General features: G+C 48.6%; 20 protein-coding genes. 8 read left to right on the top strand and 12 right to left on the bottom strand.

Features of this window, described 5'->3' with window-relative positions:
• Positions 1 to 70: 70 nt before the first annotated feature.
• The 8 genes from H608_RS0105745 (at position 71) to H608_RS0105710 (ending at position 4,771) form a co-directional block, all read left to right on the top strand.
• Entirely contained in the window at positions 71 to 661 is a 591-nt protein-coding gene (locus H608_RS0105745) for a hypothetical protein (RefSeq protein ID WP_081658802.1), read from the top strand.
• A 223-nt stretch (positions 662 to 884) separates the two neighbouring features.
• A complete protein-coding gene (locus tag H608_RS0105740; protein ID WP_028786835.1) occupies positions 885 to 1,541 on the top strand; it encodes a DUF6766 family protein in 657 nt (218 codons plus the stop codon).
• A gap of 42 nt (positions 1,542 to 1,583) precedes the next feature.
• Positions 1,584 to 2,105 (top strand): inorganic diphosphatase, encoded by a 522-nt coding sequence (locus H608_RS21430; protein WP_051268078.1) that lies wholly within the window; start codon positions 1,584 to 1,586, stop codon positions 2,103 to 2,105.
• Positions 2,106 to 2,107: 2 nt separating this feature from the next.
• Positions 2,108 to 2,599 (top strand): CinA family protein, encoded by a 492-nt coding sequence (locus H608_RS0105730; protein ID WP_038007378.1) that lies wholly within the window; start codon positions 2,108 to 2,110, stop codon positions 2,597 to 2,599.
• 29 nt (positions 2,600 to 2,628) lie between these two features.
• Complete coding sequence (locus H608_RS21425; protein WP_038007376.1) at positions 2,629 to 2,958, top strand: DUF6496 domain-containing protein; 330 nt, start codon at positions 2,629 to 2,631, stop codon at positions 2,956 to 2,958.
• 97 nt (positions 2,959 to 3,055) lie between these two features.
• Positions 3,056 to 3,340, top strand: a complete 285-nt coding sequence (locus H608_RS0105720) for a hypothetical protein (RefSeq protein ID WP_028786833.1) — start codon at positions 3,056 to 3,058, stop codon at positions 3,338 to 3,340.
• Between the two features lie 20 nt (positions 3,341 to 3,360).
• The gene (locus H608_RS0105715; protein WP_081658800.1) at positions 3,361 to 3,606 is read left to right on the top strand and encodes a DUF3606 domain-containing protein; all 246 of its coding nucleotides are present in this window, start codon (positions 3,361 to 3,363) and stop codon (positions 3,604 to 3,606) included.
• 208 nt (positions 3,607 to 3,814) lie between these two features.
• Positions 3,815 to 4,771, top strand: coding sequence for a tetratricopeptide repeat protein (locus H608_RS0105710; RefSeq protein ID WP_028786831.1), 957 nt, complete (start codon positions 3,815 to 3,817; stop codon positions 4,769 to 4,771).
• 386 nt (positions 4,772 to 5,157) lie between these two features.
• On the opposite strand, the gene H608_RS0105705 is transcribed toward H608_RS0105710, so the two are convergent.
• From H608_RS0105705 to H608_RS23455, 12 genes are all read right to left on the bottom strand, one after another.
• Positions 5,158 to 7,554, bottom strand: a complete 2,397-nt coding sequence (locus H608_RS0105705) for a glycoside hydrolase family 3 N-terminal domain-containing protein (protein ID WP_051268077.1) — start codon at positions 7,552 to 7,554, stop codon at positions 5,158 to 5,160.
• Positions 7,555 to 7,584: 30 nt separating this feature from the next.
• The gene (locus tag H608_RS0105700) at positions 7,585 to 8,877 is read right to left on the bottom strand and encodes an MFS transporter (RefSeq protein WP_028786829.1); all 1,293 of its coding nucleotides are present in this window, start codon (positions 8,875 to 8,877) and stop codon (positions 7,585 to 7,587) included.
• A gap of 18 nt (positions 8,878 to 8,895) precedes the next feature.
• A complete protein-coding gene (gene gluP / locus H608_RS0105695) occupies positions 8,896 to 10,182 on the bottom strand; it encodes a glucose/galactose MFS transporter (protein WP_051268076.1) in 1,287 nt (428 codons plus the stop codon).
• Between the two features lies 1 nt (position 10,183).
• The gene (murQ, locus tag H608_RS0105690) at positions 10,184 to 11,071 is read right to left on the bottom strand and encodes an N-acetylmuramic acid 6-phosphate etherase (protein WP_342664839.1); all 888 of its coding nucleotides are present in this window, start codon (positions 11,069 to 11,071) and stop codon (positions 10,184 to 10,186) included.
• Positions 10,996 to 11,835: a sugar phosphate isomerase/epimerase family protein gene (locus H608_RS0105685; protein ID WP_028786826.1), complete on the bottom strand. Its 840-nt coding sequence runs from the start codon at positions 11,833 to 11,835 to the stop codon at positions 10,996 to 10,998. The genes murQ and H608_RS0105685 overlap by 76 nt, the downstream gene beginning before the upstream one ends.
• A complete protein-coding gene (locus tag H608_RS0105680) occupies positions 11,832 to 12,740 on the bottom strand; it encodes a phytanoyl-CoA dioxygenase family protein (protein WP_028786825.1) in 909 nt (302 codons plus the stop codon). Before H608_RS0105680 ends, H608_RS0105685 begins: the two co-directional genes overlap by 4 nt.
• Positions 12,741 to 12,933: 193 nt before the next feature.
• Complete coding sequence (locus H608_RS0105675; RefSeq protein WP_028786824.1) at positions 12,934 to 13,716, bottom strand: glucosamine-6-phosphate deaminase; 783 nt, start codon at positions 13,714 to 13,716, stop codon at positions 12,934 to 12,936.
• Positions 13,717 to 13,919: 203 nt separating this feature from the next.
• A complete protein-coding gene (locus H608_RS0105670) occupies positions 13,920 to 16,751 on the bottom strand; it encodes a TonB-dependent receptor (protein WP_028786823.1) in 2,832 nt (943 codons plus the stop codon).
• 46 nt (positions 16,752 to 16,797) lie between these two features.
• Positions 16,798 to 18,048, bottom strand: coding sequence for a glycoside hydrolase family protein (locus H608_RS0105665; protein WP_028786822.1), 1,251 nt, complete (start codon positions 18,046 to 18,048; stop codon positions 16,798 to 16,800).
• The gene (locus H608_RS0105660; RefSeq protein ID WP_028786821.1) at positions 18,035 to 20,548 is read right to left on the bottom strand and encodes a family 20 glycosylhydrolase; all 2,514 of its coding nucleotides are present in this window, start codon (positions 20,546 to 20,548) and stop codon (positions 18,035 to 18,037) included. The genes H608_RS0105665 and H608_RS0105660 overlap by 14 nt, the downstream gene beginning before the upstream one ends.
• 193 nt (positions 20,549 to 20,741) lie before the next feature.
• Positions 20,742 to 23,552: a tetratricopeptide repeat protein gene (locus tag H608_RS0105655; RefSeq protein ID WP_028786820.1), complete on the bottom strand. Its 2,811-nt coding sequence runs from the start codon at positions 23,550 to 23,552 to the stop codon at positions 20,742 to 20,744.
• Positions 23,549 to 25,207, bottom strand: coding sequence for a glycoside hydrolase family 88/105 protein (locus H608_RS23455; protein WP_081658799.1), 1,659 nt, complete (start codon positions 25,205 to 25,207; stop codon positions 23,549 to 23,551). The genes H608_RS0105655 and H608_RS23455 overlap by 4 nt, the downstream gene beginning before the upstream one ends.
• Positions 25,208 to 25,218: the final 11 nt, after the last annotated feature.

Genomic DNA, 25,218 nt, shown 5'->3' with positions numbered 1-25,218 from the left:
TTTTTATTCCTGGCCTGCAGGTGGTAATTTTCCTGTGAGTCCACGCCGTCTATCACACAGCAATTCACACATGAAAAAAACAACAGCAGGCACCAGCCTTGCCGGTGAATATCTTATGGACGGCCCCCGTGGGGTTCATACCGGAATACGGCTCAGCAACGATCATCATTTCCTTTTCTTCTACTCCCAGGCCGGAGTGGAGCGAACGGCCCGCGGATCCTGGTATCAACAGGACGAAAACACCATTGTGCTGGATACCGGCACTCCGCCCGGCGACGACTTTGCATTGACAGAAGAGCGTCTTCTATACGGCAGCGATATCCGCGTAGGTGTGCAGGCCGAAAACCCCGTATTGCATACACACGTGCTTTGCCGGATCGAAGGTGGTGGCCGCTCGCAGCAACAGCGTGGCTCGCGCAACGGCGTGTTCACCTTTTCTCCTCAATCTGTAGAGTCTATTACACTCATATTTGATTACTGCCCGGAGAAGAAAACGGTTTTCAAACCCCTTCATGCCTTTAATCAATTCGACTTCCACTTCCAGCCCTGGATCATGGATGTATATTTCCGCCACTGGCAATTGCAACTTCACGAAAGGTTGCTGAAAGGTTCGCACCCGCTGCTGGACGGAAATCAATGGTCTTTCAAACCGGCCGGCTGAAACAAACTGACCGTTCGGTAACCCGAAGCGGCTGTTCGCTAAGAGCATTGGGAATGATTTGCAGAAAGAACTTTCTTTATAACACTAAGACTGTCGTTACTAACCGAAACTGCCTTCAAAGATATTCTTCTCATGCTCGGCAGTACCCTGGATCACCAACCAGTAATATATCCATATTGCTGGTTTTTTTATTTATGGGTATGCGATTTGGATAAATGACTATATGAAACGCTTTATCCACAACAACGGTCTGGCAATCGTTTTTATACTCCTGTTCCTTTTATCACTGGGTGGTCAGTTTGTAACCGGTTATCACGAACATAACAAAGAGCGGGAAGAAGAAGGCATGACCCTGCTTTCGCCGGGAGCATATGTGCAATCGGGACATTTTATCCAGGCAACATTCGAAAATTGGGAAAGTGAATTCCTGCAAATGGCGTTGTTTGTCGTACTCACCATTTCCTTACGTCAAAAAGGCTCTTCGGAATCCAAAAAGCTGGAAGGCAAAGAAGAAGTGGACCGCGAACCTTCGGCCAAAAGGCCGGGTGCTCCCTGGCCGGTACGGCGCGGCGGCTGGATACTTTTTTTATATAAACATTCCCTGAGCATTATACTGGTGCTGCTCTTTCTCGCTTCGTTTGCCCTGCACTTTCATGGCAGCATGATGGATGAAAATGAACTACGCACCCATAAGGGACTGCCACCCGAAAATATAACGGGTTACCTGGCAGACAGCCGGTTCTGGTTTGAATCCTTTCAAAACTGGCAAAGCGAATTTCTTTCGGTAGCGGCGATTGTGGTACTTTCTATCTACTTCCGGCAAAAAGGTTCACCCCAATCCAAGCCCGTTGATGCGCCGCATGCTGAAACAGGCGAATAACCTGATGGCACGATTCATGTTTTTTTATTAAAAAATGAAAACGTGGATATCATCATTGAAACACCGGCCCACAGCAATGTAAAATATACGTACGATAATAACCGCCGGGCGTTCCGGCTAAAAAAAGTACTGGCGCACGGGCTGAGTTTTCCGTTTGACTTCGGGTTCATCCCCGACACCATCGCTGAAGACGGTGATCCGCTCGATGTAATGGTTTTGTCGGAGTTCACCACATTTCCCGGATGTGTGGTAGATGCGAGACTGATCGGATGTTTATTAGCAGAACAGGGAACAGGCGAACACCTCATCGCCAATCACCGTTACCTGGCGGTGACGGAAATATCGCGGCAATTTGAAAACGTTCAAAGCATAGAAGAACTACCGGAAGAGCTGCTCCGGCAGATCGAACAATTCTTTATCGCTTATATCACCGCCGAAGGAAAAGAACTGCGGATTACCGGTCAGTTGAATGCAGCGCAAGCCGTTGTCTTATCTGAACGCCATAGCAAAATCAACTCAACTAACGGTACAATTACCGGTATTCCCCTAAGTAAAAGTTTATAGAAATGATAAACGACCATTTGCTTAATCCCATCAGGGATCATCTTATTCAGGAACAGGAAACCCTCGCTGTTGCCGAAAGTGTTACGAGCGGTCTGCTGCAATTCATGTTTTCGCAGGTAGACGAAGCCAGCCGTTTTTACGAAGGCGGCATCACGGTTTACAACCTCCAACAAAAAATCCGGCAACTCGCCGTTGATCCCGTTCACGCACGTCAGACAAACTGTGTATCGGAAAAAGTAGCGGAGCAGATGGCAAAACATGTAGCACGATTATTTAGCAGTAACTGGGGCATTGGAATAACAGGTTATGCGTCGCCTGTGCCCGAAGGCAATAACAAAGTATACGCCTATCTGGCCATTGCACATGGAAAAGAAATCTGCTACAAAGGCAGACTGGAGGCGCCTGAAGAAAATGCAATGGCCGCGAATCAAAATTATTATGCGAAAGCGGCGCTAACCAAACTGCTGATGTGTCTTGAGCAGGTTGTCAGTTAAAAATTATTACTCATTAAAACACAACGATCATGGCAAAGTATTCAAAAAAAGCCGGCGACAAAGTGGGCCGGGCTATTCACGAACAGAAACAGGGAACATTAAAAAGCGGTTCCGGGAAAAAAGTAACAAGCCGCAAGCAGGCAATTGCAATCGGCTTATCTGAAGCGCGTGAGGAAGGTGCTAAAGTGCCGGCGAAAAAAACCGCACGCAAGAAAACTGCTACAAAGAAAAAGGCAGCTCCCAAAAAGAAAGCGGCAGCAAAGAAAGGAACGGCAGCCAAAAAAAGAACGCCCGCAAAAAAGAAAAGTAACCCGCGTAAAAAAACAGCAAACAGGAAAAAAACGGCAACAAAATCCTAAAGCGTTAACACAGGCGTTAAAACGCATCCGGGAAAACCCTGATATATCAAAAATATCCCTGCTTTGGCATAGTATTCGACTTTCGGAAAATGCCTGTATGGATAAAATATTTACGATAGCATTTAATTTCCCGCTTGAAGACAGCAGCTATGTGTTAGCGTTGGAAGCCACGGTGGAACAGATAGCAAGTGATCCTGTTTATCGCGTATATGATTTCAGAATCGCCGGCAAAAAAGCGGGGATGCCTTTGTTGCCACCGCAGGAAATAAAACCGGTTCCCTTATCCGCGGATGCCACAAAAAAGATATGGGTGCATAAAGATTCGGAAAAAGAATCAGCCATAAGTGGAGTATTGGGGAGAGCGATTGAAGCAGATCGCTGATTGAAAAAGCTGTGCGGCAAATGATTAAAAAGAAATTAGAAAAAGGCACAGCTTTTGCCTTACTACCATTAAACCCTCATACTATGGACAGTAAAGACAAAAAAGGAAAACAAGATAGTTTACGGGTAGATAGCAATGACCCAAATGAGGTAGCCTATCTGCACAGGCAATTTCCTGACAAGCATAAACAAACTATTGTAGATGCAATCAAGGTTGCCGGCCCGATGCGTGAAAACATCATGCGTTACCTCGAAGGAAAAGCATAATCAGATCCGTACTATAACATGGAAGAGCTGGCATTGCCGGCTCTTTTTTTATTATTGGAATGGGGTACTTACTTTCGCATTTATTATGAAACAAGCCATCCGACTGTTACTCCTCCTGCTATTATTTTCGTCCTGCCTTTACAATCCCCGTCGAGAACCAAAGCCGGTTAGCAGCATTGTTAAAGTAACAGTCAGTCAACCGGAAGCCATGGATATAGCGAGCCGAATTGAAGAAGCGGTTAATAACAATAACGCCAACGCTTACTTATCACTATTTGATCCGCAATTCGTGGCTAACGAAGTAAATCTTATGCACACAACGAAACTTAGCGCTGAAGACGTAAGCGCGCTGCTTCCGTCCGTAGTAGATACCAGCTTCCTGGGTCCGTCCCGTTATAAGGGGCACTATCAGTTTGTAAAACGTGAAATCCGCGACAGTCTGCAAATGCTGGTTTTCCGTATGTATACACCTGGGTTCGTAGACTATCATCTTTATGTGTTGAATAAACGCGAAAACAATCCTTGTCTTATAGAGGTATTTAGTTTTCTAAACAACAGTTCGTTAACCAAACGACTGGCAGCAATTTTTCGCGCCAAAACACAAGGTGCAAATAACGAGCTGCAATACATAGTGAAAGAAAACAAGATTAACAGTATGTTGATCGAACGCCGGTATGAAGAGGCCTATACAAACGTATGGGAACTGTTATCCAACGATACGTCGCGGAAAGCCTCAATAGACCTTTTGCTCCGTACGCTTTGTTACGTCGATCCTTCACAAGCTGCAAAAGAATGGGAGGGAGTTACGGCTACACAGGCATCGGACTACCTGCTCAATCTTGTAATTGGAGAAAAGACAGGAGATTACAGCCGGGCGCACAGGTGTATTACTGTGTTACATCAGATATTCGGCGATTCGTTCCTCGATTTCTACAGCGGACGCTTGTACCGTGGGCAAAAAAACTACGCAGACGCAATTGGAGCGTTAACCAATTTATATGAGCAGTTCCCGCTTTTTGATGATGGCATACTGGAGTTGATCCGTGCTTATTATGAAAGCGGCAATTCTGCGGAAGTCAATAGATGGATTAAAGTTTACAAAGAGACGCTGGATGCCGACCAGGGAAAACTGAAGATTCTGATCGCGGAAAAACTAAGGCGATAAATCAATAGGTAATGGTAAAACGACCATTGTTGATTTTTGACTTTTTAAGTTGTTTATATAAATAATAAAAGCCGGAAAAAAATCCGGCTTTTAAAGACGATCTTCCTGCTCAGAGCTTTGGACGAGGAGGGTCGTTCAGGGTCTTCAATGGTATAGATTTAAATTCTTTTGTCGGAACGAGTCCGGCTTTTCATCGATGATGGATTCTCTCTTTCTGATTACTAAAGTACCTTAGAAAATTATCAAAAAGGAGAAAAACACCCCCTTTTTCATCAATTTTTACGATTTGCCGTTATTTTTCGATCCTTGATAATGATGTTTTTACGATAAATAAGTACTTCCATGTAGCCATTTCTTCGGTTTACAGCTACGTCCTTTTCACCCTCCTACCGGATCGTGAATTCACCTTTCTGACGGATGTCCTCAGAAGAGCTTCCGATAAACACTTCATAAGTCCCCTCCGGCACGTTCCATTTCATGTTTTGATCCAGGATCGACAGGTCATCCGGCTGCAGCGTAAATTGTACGGTTTTGGTTTGCCCGGGCTCGAGGCTGATGCGCTCGAATCCACGCAACTGCGTTACATAGGTAATCACATTGGTGATCGGATGTTTTACATACAATTGAACTACTTCATCACCCTTGCGTGAACCGGTATTCGTCACCTTTACTTCCACGTTCACGATAGCCTGCGAATGCAATTGCTGCGGCGATACTTTTATTCCTTCATATTTAAACGTTGTGTAACTCAGTCCAAACCCAAACGGATAAAGCGCACCATTTGCTCTCGTAAAACCGGCCCCATTTCTTCCTTTCGGCGGCTGATCGGCATGTGATCCGGGTTTGAACGGAAAGTTGAACTCGATCTGTCCGGTTGACTTCGGATAGGTCATGGTGAGTTTGCCTCCGGGATTGTAATCACCAAACAAAGCTTCCGCAATCGCCCGGCCTGCAGACGGACCGGGAAACCCTGTATGCAAAATGGCTGGTACATATTTCTGCGCCCAGTTGATCGTTAACGGCTGACCCGTGGCTACAACCAACACCACTGGTTTACCCGTGGCATACAGTGCCTGCAACAGTTGCTCCTGGCGGCCCGGAAGATCCAATGAGGTACGCGACAAACCTTCACCCACGGTCTTTTCATCTTCACCCAGCACGGCAATGATAATATCCGACTCATTGGCACGTGCCACTGCCTGCGCTATGCTGGCCTGGTCTTCTTTGCTCAATGGCGCATCGATGATCTCCGTTTCAGGCCATCCTTCGTTGGTCACTTCACATCCTTTTTCATAGATTATTTCTGCCCGGTTTCCGACCAATGCTTTCACACCTGCCAATACCGATGTTACCGGATTATTGGAAGGGCCATAGCGGCTGATCGTATATTTCGTGGCATCGGCCAGCGGACCGGCAACGAGTATCTTTTTATACCCTTCTTTTTTTAAGGGCAACAGGTTGTTCTCGTTCTTCAGCAATACAAGCAACTCCCTGTTCATTTCATGTGAGAAGGCTTCGTCTTTTGCCGTGTGTACCAATTTGTCGGCTGCAGCAGGATCGGCAACGTAGGGCTGGTTGAAAAGTCCGACCATGAACTTCACGCGCAGTACGTCGCGCACACGATCGTCCACTACTTTAATGGATAATTTTCCTTCGCGCACCAGTTCGCGGATATTGTTGATATAGGCATCCGGCGGATCGAAATTGGTCCATACGTTCAGGCCCGCTTCTACGGCCTGACGTGTGGCTTCTTTGAAATCTTTCGCTACGCGGTGTTTTTCATAAATGTATTCTACCGCGCGGCTGTCGGATACTACATATCCCCTGAAGCCATATTGCTGACGTAATAATTCCGTAAGGAAATAATAACTACCGGTTACCGGCACGCCGTCCCAATCGTTGTAACTGCTCATCACACCGAGCGGCGCAGCTTCCTGTATCACTTTTTTAAACGGATAGAGATACAACTGGTGCATCTCGCGGGGAGCCACATGCGGATCGGTACGTGCTTCTCCGTCGCGGCCACCTTTTGGTACGCTGTATACAGCGAAGTGCTTGATCGTTGCCGCTACACCCTGGCTTTGTATACCAAGCGTCATGGCCTTGCCCAGTTCGGCAATCAGATAGGGATCTTCGCCGTAACATTCCACATTGCGTCCCCAGCGCTGATCACGTGCGGGATCCAGAATGGGTGCGTACACGTTGGTGTAGCCCAGTGCTTTTGCTTCGCGGCCTACGATCTCGCCGGCCTGACGGACCATTTGTTTATTCCAGGTAGCGCCAATCGAAATAGGTGCAGGCAGAGAAGTAGCCCGGTCATGCGTTAAACCGTGAATGCCTTCATTGGTAAAGTCTACCGGAATACCTAGGCGGGTTTCTTCCACAAACCATTTTTGCACCGTATTGATCGCACGCGCATGTTTGCTGAAAGGGAACGAATGTTCCGACGTTGCATGCGGATTAAAAGGCAGGCTGTTCAGGTGCTCGTCGATATTGGCGATGCCATCTTTCCAGATAGCCGTCTTCCAGGCGGCGGTAGGCAGTTCATCTTTCAGCACACGTCCATAACCATATAAGGTTGCCATCTGACAGGTCTTTTCCTCCAGCGTCATTTGCGACAGCAGGTCTTCTACTCTTTTGTCAACAGACTGTGTCGTGTCTTCAAAAATGTCTTTCTTTCCATTCTTGTTAAAATCGATCCATCCCTTCTGGTAGATGGTTTTTTGCTGCGCAAAACTGAAGGTCGCAGTGAAGCAGGCCACAGCGGGCAAAATCCATTTCATACAACTATATTTAAAATCCGAAAAATCAAATCAGAACTTAGCCGGCTTCATCTTCGGCGTCACCCAATGGATCAATAACCAAGCAAGTAAAAAGGACAGCCCGCAGAAAATAAAAATAATATTATACCCGGCCGTGATGTTGTTGATCGACTTGTAATAATCGAGGATACCGCCGATCATCATGGGGAACAGCACACCACCAACAGCACCGGCCATTCCGCCGATACCGATCACGGAACTTACCGCTTTCTTTGGCATCATATCCGACACGATGGTAAAGATGTTGGCACTCCACGCAGCATTGCCGGCAATGGCTAAAGCGATCAGCGCAACCACCGTCCACATATCATCCGTATAACGTGTAGCGATAATCGGTAACACGGCTAACGCAGAAACAAACAACGCGATCTTGCGTGCTTTATAAACAGGCCAGCCTTTTTTGATAAGTTTGGAAGATAGATACCCCCCGCCTACTGCGCCGATTGTGGCACCGAAATAAACAAGGATCAGCGGAAGGTTCGGTTTCTTCAGATCCAAATGAAATGTACTGGAGAAATAGGAAGGCAACCAGAAGGCAAAGAAGTACCAGATAGGATCGGTGAAAAATTTACCAATGATAAACGCCCATGTTTGTTTCATGCCGAACAAACGGAACCATTTCACCGGTGCCTCCGGTGTATCTGTCTCCGGTTCTGCCTCGTTATCGCTACGGATATAAGCCAGTTCTTCTGCTTTGAGCTTGCGGTGTTTCTCCGGTATCTCGTAAAAGAAACGCCAGGCTATCAGCCATAAAAATCCGATAGCACCGGTAATGATGAAGGCTGCCTGCCAGCCGTAAGCGCTCAATAAAAGCGGAATGATCACGGGTGCCAGTAATGCACCGATATTCGATCCCGAATCGAAAAATCCTGTGGCGAGTGCTCTTTCTTTTTTCGGAAACCATTCCGTTACTGTTTTAACAGCAGCAGGAAAATTACCCGACTCTCCCAGTCCGAGCAAAGCACGCACGAATCCAAAACCAAAAGTAGTGCGTACCAATGCATGCGCCATTGCGGCAATACTCCACAAGGTAATCGATACGGTATAACCGATCTTACTGCCGATGCGGTCGATCAACCGGCCAAATAATAACAGACCGCCGGCATAAGCCGCGGTGAAGGCCATTACGATGTGGCTGTAATCCGTTTCGGTCCAGCCAAACTCCTGCTCCAGTGTGGGTTTGAGATAACCCACCACCTGGCGGTCGAGGTAGTTGATCGTTGTGGCGAAAAAAAGCAGGCTGCATACAACCCATCTGTAGTTTCCCGGTTTTTTCTCTTGCATAAAAAGCAGTTTAATTAGTTACGAACGCACAGGAGAAGGTTGTTTCAATCCTGTGAAACTATAATAAATCAGGAATACATACACCGGAATCAATATCCAATAGGCTAATTGATTACCGGATACGCCTGTGAGCCATCCATATAACAGTGGTAACAGCGCACCTCCCGCGATACCCATGATCAGCACGGCGGAGCCGCGTGCCAACTGCGCGCCTGTCAAACCTCTGAGCGCCTGCGGCCAGATCGCCGGCCACAGCATCGCATTTCCCAAACCCAGCAAAGCCACACATACGATCGAATATTTGCCGGGCAATACCAGGATCAGCACCACCAATCCCAAACCCAGCCACGACGACCAGTAGAATGCTTTTTGCTGTGAAATGAAACGCGGAATGGCGAGTATGCCCGCTATATATCCTACCATCATGCAGGCAAGTGTGTACGAGGCTAATGTTTTTGACGTATTGAGGTCGATGCCCTGGTACAATCCGTAATTGCCGATGGTATCACCTGCCAATACTTCCGCTCCCACTGCGCAGAAAATCGCCAGGAATCCGGTTGTCATCGCCAACGTGATACCAGATGGTTGTGCAGGTTTGTCCGCAGAACGTAGTACGGTTTCTTCTTCCTGTTTGATTTCGGGTAAATGCGCAAAGCGGATCAAAATTGCTAATATCAATAATATACCGGCAATGATGCAATAAGGTACGATCACATCACGCGCCAGTTCGTCCAGTCTTATTTTTTTTGCCGCCGGATCCATCACCGCCAGTTGTTCAATGAGCCCTTCCGAGTTGCTCAGGATGATGCTGCCCATGATCAACGGTGCTAATATGCCCGCCACTTTATTACACACCCCCATCATACTGATGCGGCGTGCCGCTGTGCGTGCGGGGCCCAACAGGGTGATATAAGGATTAACGGCCGTCTGCAGCAAAGTAAGTCCGGCACCCGTGAGAAATAATCCTCCCAGGAAGATGCCGTAGTTGCGTACCAACGCTGCGGGAATAAATAATAAACAGCCCGCCGCCATTGTACCCAGACCAATGCTCATGCCTTTCACCATACCGCTTCTTTTGAGTATGCCGCTGGACGGAATGGCCATTACCGTATAGGAAATATAGAAGGCAAATGTTACGAGATAGGCCTGCCATTCTTCAAGTTCACAGGCAATCTTCAGGTAAGGTATCAGCGTGGCGTTGATCCAGGAGATAAATCCGAATATAAAAAAGAAACCGCCGATCAGTATGATGTTACGGACCGGGGCTTCGTTGTTGTTTGTCAATTCGTTGTTTGTGGTGGCCATCTTAGTTGTTTAAATGGTCGATCGCTGCTTGTACGCTGCCATATTTCAAGAGCAATGCTTTTGCTTCCTCGTAATCGGTGAGCCCCGAACGTTGCATCAGCATTTGCGTACCGCGGTCGGTCAGTTTATCGTTACTGATCTGCATGTGTACCATCTGGTTGTCCCTTACCCGGCCGATGCGGATCATGGCCGCGGTTGAGATCATGTTCAATACCATCTTCTGAGCGGTGCCGCTTTTCATGCGTGTGCTGCCCGTTACAAATTCAGGACCGACGATCACTTCAACCGGATAATCCGCGTGTGCGGCTACCGGCGATCCGGGATTGCAAACGATACAGCCTGTCGGCACGCCGGTCCTGCGGCAGGATTCCAGGGCACCAACTACATAAGGTGTGGTGCCGCTTGCCGCAATACCGATCACGATATCGCGGGAACTGATCGCATAACCCAGCAGGTCGTGCCAGCCGGTTTCATAGCTATCTTCCGCATCTTCAATACCGAAACGCAAAGCAGCATCGCCTCCTGCCATCAGGCCATTGACAATACCTGCATCTACACCATAAGTCGGCGGACACTCGCTTGCATCAAGCACACCGAGCCTGCCGCTTGTACCGGCACCGATATAAAACAAACGGCCGCCGTTGTGCAATTGTGTTGCCACAGCGTCTGCCAGTTTTGCAATACGCGGTAATTCTTTTTGCACAGCCAGCGCAACCGTCTGGTCTTCTTCGTTGATATGTTGTACAATCTCTTCCGTACTCATCTGTTCGAGATGACGGTAACGGGATGGTTGCTCTGTTACTTTCGCATTGCTCATGAGATTGTATTTAGAAATGGCTGGTTGTATCTTTTCTTCAGCAGCTCCATCATGTAACAATTGATGTTCCATTGGTCTGCCAGCGGGTTGCCGTCTTTCGGATTGGATGGCATATAAGGTGCCGGGCCAAACTCGGGAACAAAGATCAATTCCTTTCTTTTGCTCTTAACGGCTGCTGCCACCACGCGGTCCCACCAATGAATATGTTTGGCTACCGCTTCTCCGTATACCGGTGAACGCGGGTCCGCGATCTGTGGTCCCTGTGTGTAGCCAACACGCGCGTGTACATGTCGTGTGCGTTCGATCGCATCGGCGATGGTGGCAGACTGATCTTCCAACCAGAATTCAGCCACCGTCACCCAATGTGATATATCGAGTGTGAAGCGCAGATCAGGCAATCGCTCCATATAATCCGCCGCTACATGCGCTGCAAAGGCAAAACGGCCGCGATGCGTTTCATGATAGATGGCTATACCCGATTGTACGGATAACTCCGTTGCCAGGTTGATCAGTTCTTCGTTTTGTTCCAATGAAAACCAGTCACGGCCGGTATGCGAATTGATATACAACGGCCCTGCGGCAATGAGATCATCTAAATGTTCGCGGTAGGCAGTTTTATGCGTGGAAAAATCGGCATCCATGGTCTGCCAGTGTTGTCCTACCCATTGCAGGCCTTCGGCTTTCAGTGCATCGAGCATGGTGCGCAGTTCCTGCCGGGCAACGGGTACATCCGTTTCCACCCCTTCATATCCTGCGGTACGCACCTGGGCGGCCCACTTGTACCAATCGGTACCGGCGGCGCCCCAGCGTGTACAAAAAAAGCGTATGGTCGTCATAAGGCTGTTGCGGTCATAGCGGGATCAAATAATAAAGGATAAAACTGTCCTTCCATTTTTTGCCCTTTTTCAATATTGGGTGTGTTCGGCAGGAGTTCACCTGCGGAATTGGATTCGGTGCCGTCCGCAAATACATTCAATACAAATGCGCGGCGTGCGTGTCCGGACTTATTAGCATAAGAACCATGCACCATCAACGGATGATGAAAGCTGGCATGTCCTTTTTTCAATTCGATGGGAATGGGCTTGAACTGTGTTTTTTGTTCATCGGTCAGGTAATCCATTAGTCCTTCCATGTCTCCGGCGAGCTCGGGTTTATCGAGCAGGCCCCAATGCTGACTGTAAGGTACATAATACAGGCAGCCGTTTTCGGTAGTGGCATCATCCAAACCTACCCAGCAGGTAAGGTGTTGCAGCGGCACTGTTCTGGTCCAATAAGAATAATCCTGGTGCCAGGCCACTACTCCACCGTGCAGTGCCGGTTTGCAAAAAAGCTGATCATGCCAGAAGCGTACGGCACGGTCGTCGAGCAATTGACTGGCCGCCATTACGAAAGCCGGGTTCCACAGTATATCATGAAACCCCTTTGTAATGCGCCAGGCACCTAATGCGTGAAACAAAACGGCATTGGGATCTGCCGATTCATTGGAAGCAAACTGGTAGAACAAAGCATTTCCCGGGTGAGCCGGATCGGCGATGTTTGCCAGTTCGCTCAGCAACCGTTCGATCTGCCATTCTTCCAGTAGTTTGATATTACTAACGTAACCATACTCCCGGTAAAATTCAACTTGTTCTTTGCTGAGGCGATACTGTTCCCATTCGGCTTTTGAATTGGGCCAGCGGAACATATCAGATACCAGTTGATGAAAGCGTGAAAGGTCACCGTTGATCGCAACTGTTTGCATATGTTGTGAATTGTGAATGGTGAATCGTGAATCGTCAATCGTGAATCGTCAATCGTCAATCGTCAATCGTCAATCGTGATTCGTCAATCGTCAATCGTCAATCGTGAATGGTTTCGCACCTATTACTTAAAACTTACTACTTATAACGGCTGTTTTTACCTTAGGCCGAAGCTTCGGCCCGAAGTGTCGGGCCTTACACCTTAAGCCTTACACCTTCCTCCAGGTACATCGCCGCACTTTCCTTGTCGAGAAACAACTCTGCGTGTTCGTGTTTGCGGAGAATGGTGCTCGGATACAATTCAGTAATGGCATCGGTAAGCGTATGGTACACGGCCTGTGCTTTGCTCGTACCGGGCACCATGCAATAAATGTAACGGGCAGCCAGCAATGCGGGAATGGTTAAAGTATAAGCAAAAGAAGGCACGTCGGGTACGGCAGCAAAACAGCCTTCGTTGACCTGTTGCTGTTTACATGCTTCGTCGAGGTCCACGATTTTTACCGCATGCGGATCGTCGAAATGCGCCACGTGCGGATCATTAAAGGCGAGGTGGGTATTTTCCCCGATACCCATGCATGTAATGTCTACGGGATGTTGCTGCAGCAAGGCGGCATAACGCGCACACTCGGCAGCTTTGTCTGTTGCCTGTCCGTCGATATAATATACTTCGCGGAAAGCAACTTTGTCAAATAAACGTTCTCTTAAAAAATAACCGAACAATTGTGGCGCACCCGCGGGCAGCCCTGTATACTCGTCCATATGGAAAGCATTCACACGGTTCCACTCAACGGGTTGTTGTATCAGTACTTTCAGAAATTCTTCCTGTGAAGCAGCGGCGGCAAAGATGATGTTCACTTCTTCCTGCTGCTGCAATAGTTCGCGGATCGTGGCAGCAGCTTTGAGTGCTGCATCTTTTCCCATTTCTTCCCTGCTTCCGTAAACTTTTACTTTCAACTGATCTACTGCAAAATCTCTCATGGTATTCTTTTTTTCCTATTCGTGTATTCCTTGCTTACACGTTAATTGATTTACATTTTCCCGTTGACCTGCTCAGGGTAATGTGTTGACTTTTGAATGTTGACTGTCGATAAGCAAGCGAATCGTTATAGGCATATCTCTGCACGGCAACGAGGCCGTACGGGTAAAAAGTCCGGGAACCGGAGTTCCCGGGACTGATTATATTAGAATCTGAACTTCACACCTGCACGACCCCAGAAGGAGTAGTACTGATTTCTGTAAATGCGGTTGCGTTCACCGAAGTATTCGATCTGCGGAGCGTTGGTCAGGTTCTGTGCTTCAGCATAGACTGTAAAGCGTTTGCTGATGCGGTAAGAAGTGTTGGCATCGATCTGCACACGTGCAGCACGTATAACATCCTGGTCGTCGTCTCCGCCAAGGCTTACAGTATAAGAACCGTTGTAGTTCACGTTGCCCTGGATGCTGAATCCTTTATAGGCGAAAGAGAGCGATCCGTTGGCGGTATGTGTAGCCTGACCGGGCAGGCGGATATCCTTACGGAATTGTGCGTCTGCATTTGAATGCGTGTAAGTATAGTTGGCCAGAATCGAAATTCCTTTCAGTGCACCAGGCAGGAACGTAAGGTTAGCCTGCGCATTCAATTCCAAACCAAATACATCAGCAGCATCACCGTTAAGGGTACGGAAAAGTCTCCAACCCTGGTACAGGTTTGCGTTTTCGAACTCATCGCCTTCGATCGTAGTAACACTGGCATACTGGAACTTCTCCACTTTTTTGTAGAACAGGCCTGCAGAAAGGATACCCAGGTTAGACAGGTATTTTTCATACATCAGGTCTACGTTAGTTGCGAAAGCCGGCTTCAGTTCGGGATTGCCGTCTGTTACCGTCTGGCTCAGGATGCTCGTTACACGGCCGGGTACCAGGTCCACAAAATTGGGACGTGAGTAACCATAAGTCAGTGCCGCGCGGATCAGGGAACTTTTGTTCAGATCATATTTACCCTGGATGTTGGGCAGGAAACGAACGTAATCGGTTTGTTTGCGTGTGCGTGTGGTAGACAACCAAACACCGTTGGCATCTTCTGCCACGATATTACCCTGGTAATCCACGTCTGTTTTCTCTACGCGCAGACCACCGAGTAACATGAAGCGGTTGAACTGTATACGGTTCATTACATATCCTGATGTAACGGTTTCAACCGCGTCATAGAAATACGTATCGATCATTTTACGCGTACCGGCCATATCCTGCGTGAAACGTGTGTTCTGGTTGTTCTCGAAGAAAGCGATGGTTTTGTCGCGATCTGCACCAAGGCCGAAATTGTTGTTACCGTCGAGCAGGTCGGCAGATACTTCAGGTTTGCCGGTGAAATTGGTCAGACGTCCGTCTGCGGCCACACCGGAATAGTTGCTCACCAGTGCGGTCTCCGGGCGCCAGCGGCTATTGTGCATGCGCTTCACTTTGAAACCGGTCTGGAAAGTAGCAGAGTTCTTGCCGATTTTATAAGGAAGAGAGGCATTGATGCGCCCAACCGCGTTTTTACCTTCGGTATTCCAGTAGTCACGTTCTACTGTATTGTAGGTATAAAGTGATGCGTTATTTTTCCAGTCCACTCCTCCCGGTTTCAGGAAGTCGCTGTGAATATCAGCAATCTCCAGGGCAATATTACCGGTAATGAAATTGTAGGTGCCTGAAATATTTTCGAAAGAAGAGTTGCTCATGAAAACACCCGCATCCAGTTTCACACGGCCGATTTTTGTTTCACCGGAAATATTGAAGTTGAGGTTGCTGTTATCTTCCGTAGCGGCCTTGATCTCATTGTAACCACGGCCACGGGTGGTGGTATACAAACCGGTAGTCTGGTTGTAAGTGGTATTGGCCGTTTGCATACGTGTACGTTTGCGGTAGCGCGTCAGTTCATTGAAGTGATCGCTGTACATCACGTTGGCCACGATATTGGTAACGGGGCTGAAATTATAATCAATGGTAGCAGAGGCACCCCGGCGTGTCCGCAGGTTCTCTACATAGAGCAGGCGCACATCCGTAGGAAAATAAATCTGGCCTTTGCCATCTCCGAAGTCTTTTGCCTGCCATACTTCAGAACGCTGGTCATCGTATCCGTTTTTGGTACGGTACCAGCTGCCTGTTACCATTACACCGAGACGTCCGTTAGGATTTTGTGCATTGGCAAAAAAACGTTTGCCTGCAGTAACGTTACCGATACCGTTGAGGCTTCCGCGCAGGTCGTTGTAGCCCAAACCTGCGTCGAGCGTGAATTTTGTTTTCAGCGAAGTGGCGGTAGGCGACTTCATGTTAATGGCACCGGCGATGGCGTCACCATCCAGGTCGGGTGTTAATGTTTTCACCACTTCCATCGAAGCAAGCACGTTCACCGGAATAACGTCCAGTTCAGCGTTACGTTGTCCGCCTTCCTGTGTACCCATGATTTGTTCACCGTTCACGTTGATGTTGGTGAAGTTGCCTGGCGTACCACGAAGTTGAACCGTAGAACCTTCACCGCTGGTATTGCGTCCGATGGTCACGCCCGGGAGACGCTGCATGGCTTCCGCCACGTTGAGATCCGGATAACGGCCTATCAGGTCGGCAGAAATAACCTGTTTGATATTATCGGCATTCCGTTGCTGGTTCAGCGCTTTGCCCTGTCCTTCACGAACGGAAGTCATAGTCACCCCTTTCAGGCTGACCATCGTAGATTCAAGTTTTACATCGTTGGTGACAGTCTGGCCGGCTTTCACCTCCACTTCCAACTGGCTTTCTTTGTAGCCCATGTAGTTGATCACGAGCGTGTACTTGCCCGCTTTCACGCTCAACAATTCGAAATTACCGGAGAGGTCGGTCGTCACCCCCCTGGTGGTACCCTTAATGGATACGGAGGCACCTGGCAGTGTGGTACCATCGGTATCTGTGATTTGTCCTTTGATGTTACCGTTTCCCGACTGGGCGGCAGCAAAAAAGGGAAGAGAAAGTGCTACCAGCAGCAGCGGTAACAGCAATCGCAGACTAGCTTTTTTCATACACAGTTGTTTTTAATAATAAATAGATGTGGACGTTTTGGTTGGCTTATAGTTGTTTAAAATTCTTGTAGTCGACAAGGAAACGCAGCGCGAATGACGTACCGATATCACGGTTGGTCAGCCATACTTTTCCTTTTTTGAAACGGATACGTGTTTCGATAACAGCACCGCGCAGATTCACGTCAGGATGTTCCTGGCCATAGCGGTTATTGATCACCCATTCGGCTGAACGCTCGATGTGCTGGTCAAATTCCTTATACCCTTCTTTTGAAAGACCGATCCATACGATACCCGCAAGAGATGTGGCGGAACCGGTAACGGAACCTTTGTCCGGGGCGCGGCCATTGGTATAATTATCATAAAAAATAGTTCCGTCTTTTTGTTGTGCTTTAGCAAAAGTGCGGGCGGTCTTTGCCGCGGCCTCGAGGTATTTACGGTCGCCGGTGAGTTTGAATGCCTCGATCAGCGATTCGGCATACCACAACGAAAAACGCGGATGGAAAGAATGAACGTCGGCGAAGTTGGGCATGAACTGCATCCACACACCTTCGGGGCCTTGCTTTTCAATCAGGCTGTTGCATAGGTTGATATAAGCATCCCTGAATTTCTTTTCACCGGAAAATTCGAAAGCTTCTTTGAAAAGATACCCTTCGGTATTCGGACGGGATACATTGATCAATTGCTGATCTTTCTTATCCATCTTCTTCCAGAACGGGCTGTACTCTTTCAATACTTCACCGGTTTTGGCATCGATGTTATCATAACAAACACCTTTCTCCGGATAATACATGTTGGCCAGCATCCATGAAGCGGCATTGGTCGCCACGCGTGCATATTTTTTATCGCCGGTAACGCGGGACAACTCATAAATACCGGGTGTGCCGTCGGAAACGGTGGCGAAAACGATGAAATCATCACCGAGTGCATCTCCGTGAATGGCATTGACCATACCCTTCAGTTTCGGATGATCTTTGATTTCGAGGCTTGCCCAATAATCGCCTCCTTTTTTGGCAGAAGCGAGATATTCCTGGTTGCCGGTAGCTTTATATGCCTGCAGTAAGGCCAGCACGGCCTGACCTGTATGCCAGGGTACTTCGTAAGGATACCATTTGCCTTCGGTCATATTATAATCGCAGCGGGACTTTCCTTCGCTATCGAGTAATACGTCTTTGATGTAAACTGCCGTTTCGTTAATGGCGCGTGTCACCTCTTCTTTCTTCACCTGGGCATCAGCAACAGGCGATGCCGCAACAAGCAATCCGGTCAGCCAGCATGCCAGTAAATTAGTCCGCTTCATATGTTTTGATTTTAGCATTCAGTTGATATTTGTGTTTGTGGTTCGTCACTTTGATCTGGTCATCCAGCCGGAAGGTAAACATCCACGGACGATCTTCCGCTTTGTTGAGTTTTATCAGCAGGTGGTTGACGCCGGCGGTTAAGGGCAAACGAATCATCTGCTCATCCGCTTTGCCTTCCGTGCGCAGGATTTTCACACCGTTGCAGAAAACTTCCGCGGGTTGTGCCGCTCCAAGATAAGCGTTGACCGTTTCCGCATTGGTGGTCGTGATAGAGCAATAAGCATACACCGCAGCCCCTTTGGGAGCATTGAACCACGCATCGAGGTCGGTGATACCTCCTTCGGTGGAAGAATATTTCTGCCAGCGGTAATTTTTGCCTTTGAAGGTGGTGAAATCGCCCGGAGACGGAGGCTTATTATATTCCTCGTTTTCAGCGTACAAAAATTCCGGTAACGTACCCGGAACACCGGCAAAAAAACCGGTCAGCATCCAGTTTTTGAAAAAGAACTGGTTCGTAACACGGATATCCAATGTCAGCGAAGAGGCCGTGGGCAAAACGCTGCTGTTGTTTTTTACCAACGCTTGCAAAGATTGCTGCAGTGTTTCCAGTGCCGCAATTTTGCGATCGTAAGGAAGGCAGGCCGTATCCAGCCAATGCGGTTGGTTTTCCTGCAGCCAGGCTTTCCGGAAGCCGGCCCGTAAACGGCGGTACTCCGTCAGCAGGTCGCTGGTGACGGCGATACTCTTTTTCAATTCAGCAGCACGCTGCACGCCGCTGGCCGGTAAGGCCTGGTAGGATTGCACGATGCGGGCAATGCCCAGGCGTGTCTGCATCATGATGCGGTACTGATCGATGGAATAAAGTAGGGTACGGATATCAGTCTCGTTCAAACGGGGTTTCGCATCCTTCAGCGTATGTTTTGCCGAATCGAGAATGGCAAGCGCTTCAGGCGCGGAGTCATTGTTCAGTATTAATTGTTTACCGGGCTGTGGAAGTATTTTTTGCTGCCACAGTTGATCGTTGAGATTATAGGTCAGCGGCAACGAACGCAGTTCCATTAACTGAAATAAAGCCTTTACATAACGTCCATCCGACATGCCATAAGCGATGTCTTCAAAGCGTTTGTTGAAAGTGGATTTTTCCAATGGCGCGGCATTCCAGCTTTTTTCTGCCGCGACATATATGCCATACCAATCGCCGGAGAAAAGATAAGTGCCCCCATCGTCCCATACGGTTGTTAAAACGCCCATTGCTCCTTTTGCTTTTCCCTCGGAAGCAAAACCATCGATATTGGCGCGGGCCATTACCATGTCCGGAAACATCCGGTATGAATTCAATACACCGGGGCACACCACATATTGCAAACCACGGCGTACAAATGGATCGATCCAATTGGCATAAGAAGATTTCTCTCCATATTCCCACGTGAGGTAGATCACGTCTTTAGGTAACATATCCAATACTTCTTCGTGCTCGAGCGCTATATCGCCCCACATCATCAGTTGCTTGCCTTTTTTCTTAACCACATCATAGAGAAATTTCAGGTGGTCGGCATAGAAACGCGCAGCACCCACACTATCGATATATGGCTTGGAGCGGCCTTTTGTGAGATCAAATGTTTCATCGCAGTTAACATTGAAATAAGGAGAACTGAATGCGTCGCATAATTCGCCTATCACATTTTCGAGGAACTGTTTTGCGCGCGGATCCAATGGAGAAATGAGTGTGGAGGTCTCTCCCATCGAACGGTATTGCGGCAGGGCCAGTATTTTTTCAAAATGACCGAACGACTGAAAACTGCCAACCAGTTGCATATTGTAGTCACGTGCGTAAGCAGACAGTTCTTTTATTTGCGCGATGGTGAATTTTCCCTGCGCCGGTGCAAAGTCGGGGTGCGACAATGGCTGCACCACATGTTCTATATAAAAAGAAAGATTGTTGATCTTGAGTTCTGCCATCCGGCGGATCTGTTCTTTTACATAATCAACGGTAGAGACAGGGCCGCGACTGATATCGTCATAAACTGCGCGATGCGCAAAGTCCGGCCAGTCGGCTATTACAATTTCTTTGTCCCAGCCACTACGTGTAAGCTGTCGCAGGGATTGAATGCCATAAAACAATCCTTTGCCGGTGTAGGCGGCAAGCATACGCCGGCCGTCCTTGTTGATCAGCACATAGCCTTCGTCACCCAGCGGGTGTCTGGCATAATCGATCACCGCTGTTACCTGCGCATCGAAGGCGGCGTCTTTGCCCAGGAGGCCAACGGTAAAGGCTGCCTGCGTACCCGTCTTCTTTCCACTTTGCCAATGGCGGTTTAACCATTGAGTGGTATCGGTGGATACGTTTTTAAAAACGAAACGGAAGTTGGGGGAAAACAAAGCATTGCCCTGTGAGGACTGAATATACTGTGGCTTGGGCAGTACCGGCAACTCGCGCGCATGGCACACAGCCGCCAACAACAGCAAGATACACAGCAAGCTATTTCTGCTAATAATCATTCGGGGTCCAGGCCTTTTTAACTACAAGAGAATATATATCGGACGGAAAGAAAGTTCGCTTCAAGGTTATGGCAAGCCTTCACAAAACGCAGCTTCTTTACCCTCTTCAATCGTTAGTAACACTAATATAGAGCAATTTCCGGTAACGTACCCGGAAATTTCAAAAAAATATAATTTTTTCTTAATCTCCCTCTCAAAGCAGCACATTTACCATCACGGATGTCTCGTTATTCAACTTCGTAATTTCGTTATCCGTCGTCTCAATTTTTATGGTCAGCCTGTGGTGGCCGCGGATCAGTTCAAACGGAAAATTCCCTTCATGAATACGTGGCACCAGGTCCAAAGGTGCAGCCAGTACGGCTATTTGTTGCTGCCCGATTTCTTTCCCATCGGCAAGCAGGATCACCTTTACATTACGCGCTTCTTTACTGCCGATATTATGTATACGATAATATACCGCCTTATCTGTAAAGCTCACATCACGCGGCGCAATGGCTATATCGGCAAGATTTCTGGAAACATGGCTATTGAAAAATTCAACCGGCTTAACCGTAACGCGATAACCGCGCCGGGCCTGCAACGAAAGACGTGTCGCTTCCATTTGCTCATTAACGATCAGTTCCTGTTCTTTCGTATCTGAGATGTTACCTGTTTTATCTTCTGTGCTTATGCTTACGGTATACCGCCCGGGTTTCAGCCGCCAGGTTTGCATTACCACGTCTTTGGCCGCATCGAAGTTGTACAGGGAGATATGCAAACTGGTATCCGTTGCATCCCGCACAAATACAGACACATTCGTTCCCGTATTCTTCCAGCTCACCGCCATGCCGGGAAATTCATATCCCGCACCGAAGTGGCCTGTATACATCCCCATCAGTACATTACTGCCTTTCACGTAAATACGATCCGTAAACAAGGCTTCGCTTGTTTGCAAAGGGAAATTATAGCGCAGTGATTCCAGTACATCGTTCAGTCCTTTTTCCAACCAGGTCACATCACCATCGGTTGTATATTTATTGAACGCCTGACCATACCGGTTAACAAGTTTGGTGTAAAGCGTATCGCCCGTCAATTGCAAAGCCATCGAAAATAATTTCGACATCGGGTGCAATACGGGATTATCCTCATGCCCTCCCCTGTTCAACTGGTAACGTACCCATTGTTCGGAGCCTGGCTCACCGGCTGTGGCAGGCACCGGCTCATTCATCCACTTGGCTAGTAAGGCCGTTGGTTGCAGGTATTGTTTATCGCCCGTCAATGAATACATACCCAGCATATGATACAACAGTTCGTTGACGTGCGAAAGGTGGTCCCATTGATAGTAATCATAGCTAAGCCCCGGCTCATACCATTTATCGCTGTAGCCGCCGATGCGGTCATCACGATAACGGATGGCAGAAGGCAGTACTCCTGCTGGTTTTCCATTACCCGCCCGGGCAGCATCTTCGATCCATGCCTTGCACCATTCTCCAAATAATTGCAGCATCCTCGGATGCTGGCTATACCAGGTTGCCCAGAGACCCGGAAGTACGGCTCTGGCATTCAGCGCCACATCCACATCGAAAGGAAGGCTGTCCAATACTTTGCTGGCAGATAAATAATACGATTTGAAATGACGGTGCCCTGTTTCATTAACGGATGTCCATACATTCTGGAAATGCTGCATACTGATCAGACAACGTTCCACATATTCGGGATCGCCGTACTGCACCATAAACATACCGGGATGTGTATCGCGAAAAAGTTCTGCCGCATGTTCCACATCATCGATACGCCGTGCAAAGCCGCGATCCATGGCATCGCTGTTCCAGACACCATCGGCCAACCGCGTATAGCCCAGTCGTGCGAGGCTGTCGTCGGCTCCGAGTACGGCTGGTAACCACCAGCGCAGTATCTCCACATCATCCCCATACTTTCCACCGAGTTCACCATTAGGCGTCTGCCTTTGTGTTACCCACCATTCGATCAATTTCAGCATACGGGTCATGGCTTCGCGTTGCGCTACCGCCCATGAGGGGGCATCGCTTTTGTCCAAAGCCACATTGCTGTTGGCGATCTTTTCACCACGGTACATTTTCAGCACTGTGTGATCCGGATATTTTTCCTGGAGTTCATTGAAATATTTTTTCGCAAGCTTCTCCAGATCATCGTAACCCGATTCGAGATCGAGCCAGTAATACACACGCGCGAGCAGGTAAGTTGCACGGTCATGTAAGGGATGGTTCTCATCTGCCGTGATCGCAGCCAACAGATCGGCTGCGGCGAAACAACGGTGTATGGCACTCATGCCGGTTTTCTTCGATGCCCACGACCAACCACCGCCACTCACATAGCTACAGGCAAGCAGATAACGGCGGCAATCCTGCAACAGGTTATATTGAACTGTAGAAGTGGTGTCCCCGGCCTTTTCCCAGTTGGCGACCTGTTGCTGCACATCGAGCGTATCCGTTTCGAGTGGCGTGGTAAATTTCATGGCAGGCCAGCGCATAACGGGTTTCAATTCGATCGCGCAGACAGACGCCCGTTTGCCATTTACTGCTACAATTACTTTTCCATCGCGCACCTTTACTTTATGAGCAACTGTTCTGAAGGCCAGGCGCTCCCAGGGCAACTGTATCGTATCCGGCCATCTTTCTTCATTTACGGCTATCGTCATCGTTGAGGTATCGATAAGCCGGCCGGAACCTGCGATCACGGTTAACCAGTAATCACCGTTGGTTACATCTGCACGAAAGACCAGGCTGTCGGCGCCGTAAACGCCGTTGCTGTAAAGAGGCGAGGATAATTTTTTATTGGTGCTGTCGGAATAACCGGCGGTTGCCGTCAACCATCCCCAGCCACGCGCTGCCGTATATTGTTGCGAAGGATCGACACGCTGGTAACGTTCTGCCGGTACCGTACCCGGAGCGCCCATGTCAAAAGAATAATTGATGTTATTCTTTTGCTGTGAGCAGGAGATGCAACTCAGCAGCATTACGTTTAATATGATGATAAGTCCTTTCATTTTTCCAATCTTGCTATCTCCAGTCCGGCGGTGATCACCGCGCCCAGACCGCGCGGATCGTTATCGATCGTTTTTCTTTTTTCATAAAAGGAAACATCTTCACCAATCTCCGTCCCCTGGCAAATACCTTTAACCACCCCTTGTTCATTTATTTGCGAAGCAACATAACTCCATGCTTTTTTTGCGGGTACGGCAAAAGAGGCAGGTAACCATCCTTTCCGCACGCCTCTCGCCATGGCAAGGGCAAACAATGCCGTGCAGGATGTTTCTTTATAAGATTCTTTTTTGTTGAGTACCTGATGCCAACTCCCGTCTGTGTCCTGGTAGCGGAGCAGCGATTGCATGTGTGCTGTATAAAGTTTGAGTACCGCCTTGTATTGCGGGTGTTTGGGCGACAGGTTATCGAGCAGTTCCGCCATTGCCCAGGCCACCCAGCCGTTGGCCCTGCCCCAGAAGACGCCTGAAGGTTTACCGGTGGCCTGAAACCATCCATGGTAATACAAGCCGGTTTGCGGATCCCTGATGTAACGCGCAAAGCCCAGGACTTGCCGGATGGCTTCATTGCGATAGGTATCGTCATTGGTGAGCTTTTGCATGCCCAGCAGGAACGGCACGCTCATAAACAGATCATCCGCCCACACCGTGTACGCAACCGGTTCGGGACGGCAGAATATACCATCGGCCAAACGCGGTTGCCGGTTCATGATAAAAGCATTCAGCTTATCGAGTAAGGCGCGATTCCGCTGATCCGCGCCGTTTGCAAAAAGAGGTAAAGCCGGTGCGCCTGCGTCGTCGAGCATGGAACTGCGGAAGATGCGATGATAGCTACCACGGTAGGCAAATAATGAATCATATTGCCAGCGGAAATAATCGAGGTTGTTCAGCACATTATCGGTGTACCGGTTTCCGTATCCGGTGTAACTGCTGTCTTTCAAAAATTCTCCCAGGCGCTGAATACTCCACACCAATGCGCCGTGTGAATAATGCCAGTCGGAATACGGATCGCGGCGATACGCCGCGTTGCTGTCGGTATCCAGCCCGGCAAGGTAAAACTGCGGTGCGAGTTGCCAGGCATTTTTGCCAGAGGGCGGGTACGCTACCAGATTATCAACAGGCCCGGCCATCAACCAACCGGCGGGTTGCGTTGTTGCACGAACATTATTATCAATATCACCTGCCTCCGTAATCCAACGGAAAAACAGGACCGGTGCAACACCCGTTCTTTTTGCATTCAAACTAAACTTATTGCTACCGGCTTTCAACCGCACATGAATAACCGTATCGAATTGAAACCGGTTGTAGGCATATTCATAAGGTTTGAAGGCAATACCGTCACTTTGTTCATAAACCAATGCCCCATCATGGTAAAGGCTAAACGGCATGCCGCTGCTGATGCCCAGCATGAAACTTCCATCTTTATCAGTAATGAATACAGTTTCCGCCACCGCCTGCTGTCCCGGTGTCAATGCCAGTGACCTGAAATCAACAACCTGCATACCGAGTACGTCGGGACGGGGCACGCGGCTAAAACTGAACCGCGTGTCACGGATCACTTTGTCAGCCACGCGCTGCACCACTTGAAGGGCAGACTGCGCACCGGCATAAGTGCCGCACAACAGCAGTATCATGCAAGCGATATACCTGTTAAGTTTCATACGGCTTATTT

The sequence above is a fragment of the Terrimonas ferruginea DSM 30193 genome (assembly GCF_000425585.1).
GTDB classification, from domain to species: domain Bacteria; phylum Bacteroidota; class Bacteroidia; order Chitinophagales; family Chitinophagaceae; genus Terrimonas; species Terrimonas ferruginea.
This window is presented reverse-complemented; position numbering and strand designations above follow the sequence as displayed.

What these genes read in the sequence shown, in the direction of transcription:
- H608_RS0105740 (WP_028786835.1), top strand. Translation starts at nt 885, where the DNA reads ATGAAACGCTTTATCCACAACAACGGTCTGGCAATCGTTTTTATACTC.
- H608_RS0105715 (WP_081658800.1), top strand. Translation starts at nt 3,361, where the DNA reads ATGATTAAAAAGAAATTAGAAAAAGGCACAGCTTTTGCCTTACTACCA.
- H608_RS0105700 (WP_028786829.1), bottom strand. Translation starts at nt 8,877, where the DNA reads ATGCAAGAGAAAAAACCGGGAAACTACAGATGGGTTGTATGCAGCCTG.
- H608_RS0105670 (WP_028786823.1), bottom strand. Translation starts at nt 16,751, where the DNA reads ATGAAAAAAGCTAGTCTGCGATTGCTGTTACCGCTGCTGCTGGTAGCA.
- H608_RS0105680 (WP_028786825.1), bottom strand. Translation starts at nt 12,740, where the DNA reads ATGCAAACAGTTGCGATCAACGGTGACCTTTCACGCTTTCATCAACTG.
- H608_RS0105685 (WP_028786826.1), bottom strand. Translation starts at nt 11,835, where the DNA reads ATGACGACCATACGCTTTTTTTGTACACGCTGGGGCGCCGCCGGTACC.
- H608_RS23455 (WP_081658799.1), bottom strand. Translation starts at nt 25,207, where the DNA reads ATGAAACTTAACAGGTATATCGCTTGCATGATACTGCTGTTGTGCGGC.
- H608_RS0105660 (WP_028786821.1), bottom strand. Translation starts at nt 20,548, where the DNA reads ATGATTATTAGCAGAAATAGCTTGCTGTGTATCTTGCTGTTGTTGGCG.
- murQ (WP_342664839.1), bottom strand. Translation starts at nt 11,071, where the DNA reads ATGGAACATCAATTGTTACATGATGGAGCTGCTGAAGAAAAGATACAA.
- H608_RS0105710 (WP_028786831.1), top strand. Translation starts at nt 3,815, where the DNA reads ATGGATATAGCGAGCCGAATTGAAGAAGCGGTTAATAACAATAACGCC.
- H608_RS0105705 (WP_051268077.1), bottom strand. Translation starts at nt 7,554, where the DNA reads ATGAAATGGATTTTGCCCGCTGTGGCCTGCTTCACTGCGACCTTCAGT.
- H608_RS0105665 (WP_028786822.1), bottom strand. Translation starts at nt 18,048, where the DNA reads ATGAAGCGGACTAATTTACTGGCATGCTGGCTGACCGGATTGCTTGTT.
- gluP (WP_051268076.1), bottom strand. Translation starts at nt 10,182, where the DNA reads ATGGCCACCACAAACAACGAATTGACAAACAACAACGAAGCCCCGGTC.
- H608_RS0105745 (WP_081658802.1), top strand. Translation starts at nt 71, where the DNA reads ATGAAAAAAACAACAGCAGGCACCAGCCTTGCCGGTGAATATCTTATG.
- H608_RS0105720 (WP_028786833.1), top strand. Translation starts at nt 3,056, where the DNA reads ATGGATAAAATATTTACGATAGCATTTAATTTCCCGCTTGAAGACAGC.
- H608_RS0105655 (WP_028786820.1), bottom strand. Translation starts at nt 23,552, where the DNA reads ATGAAAGGACTTATCATCATATTAAACGTAATGCTGCTGAGTTGCATC.
- H608_RS21425 (WP_038007376.1), top strand. Translation starts at nt 2,629, where the DNA reads ATGGCAAAGTATTCAAAAAAAGCCGGCGACAAAGTGGGCCGGGCTATT.
- H608_RS0105730 (WP_038007378.1), top strand. Translation starts at nt 2,108, where the DNA reads ATGATAAACGACCATTTGCTTAATCCCATCAGGGATCATCTTATTCAG.
- H608_RS0105675 (WP_028786824.1), bottom strand. Translation starts at nt 13,716, where the DNA reads ATGAGAGATTTTGCAGTAGATCAGTTGAAAGTAAAAGTTTACGGAAGC.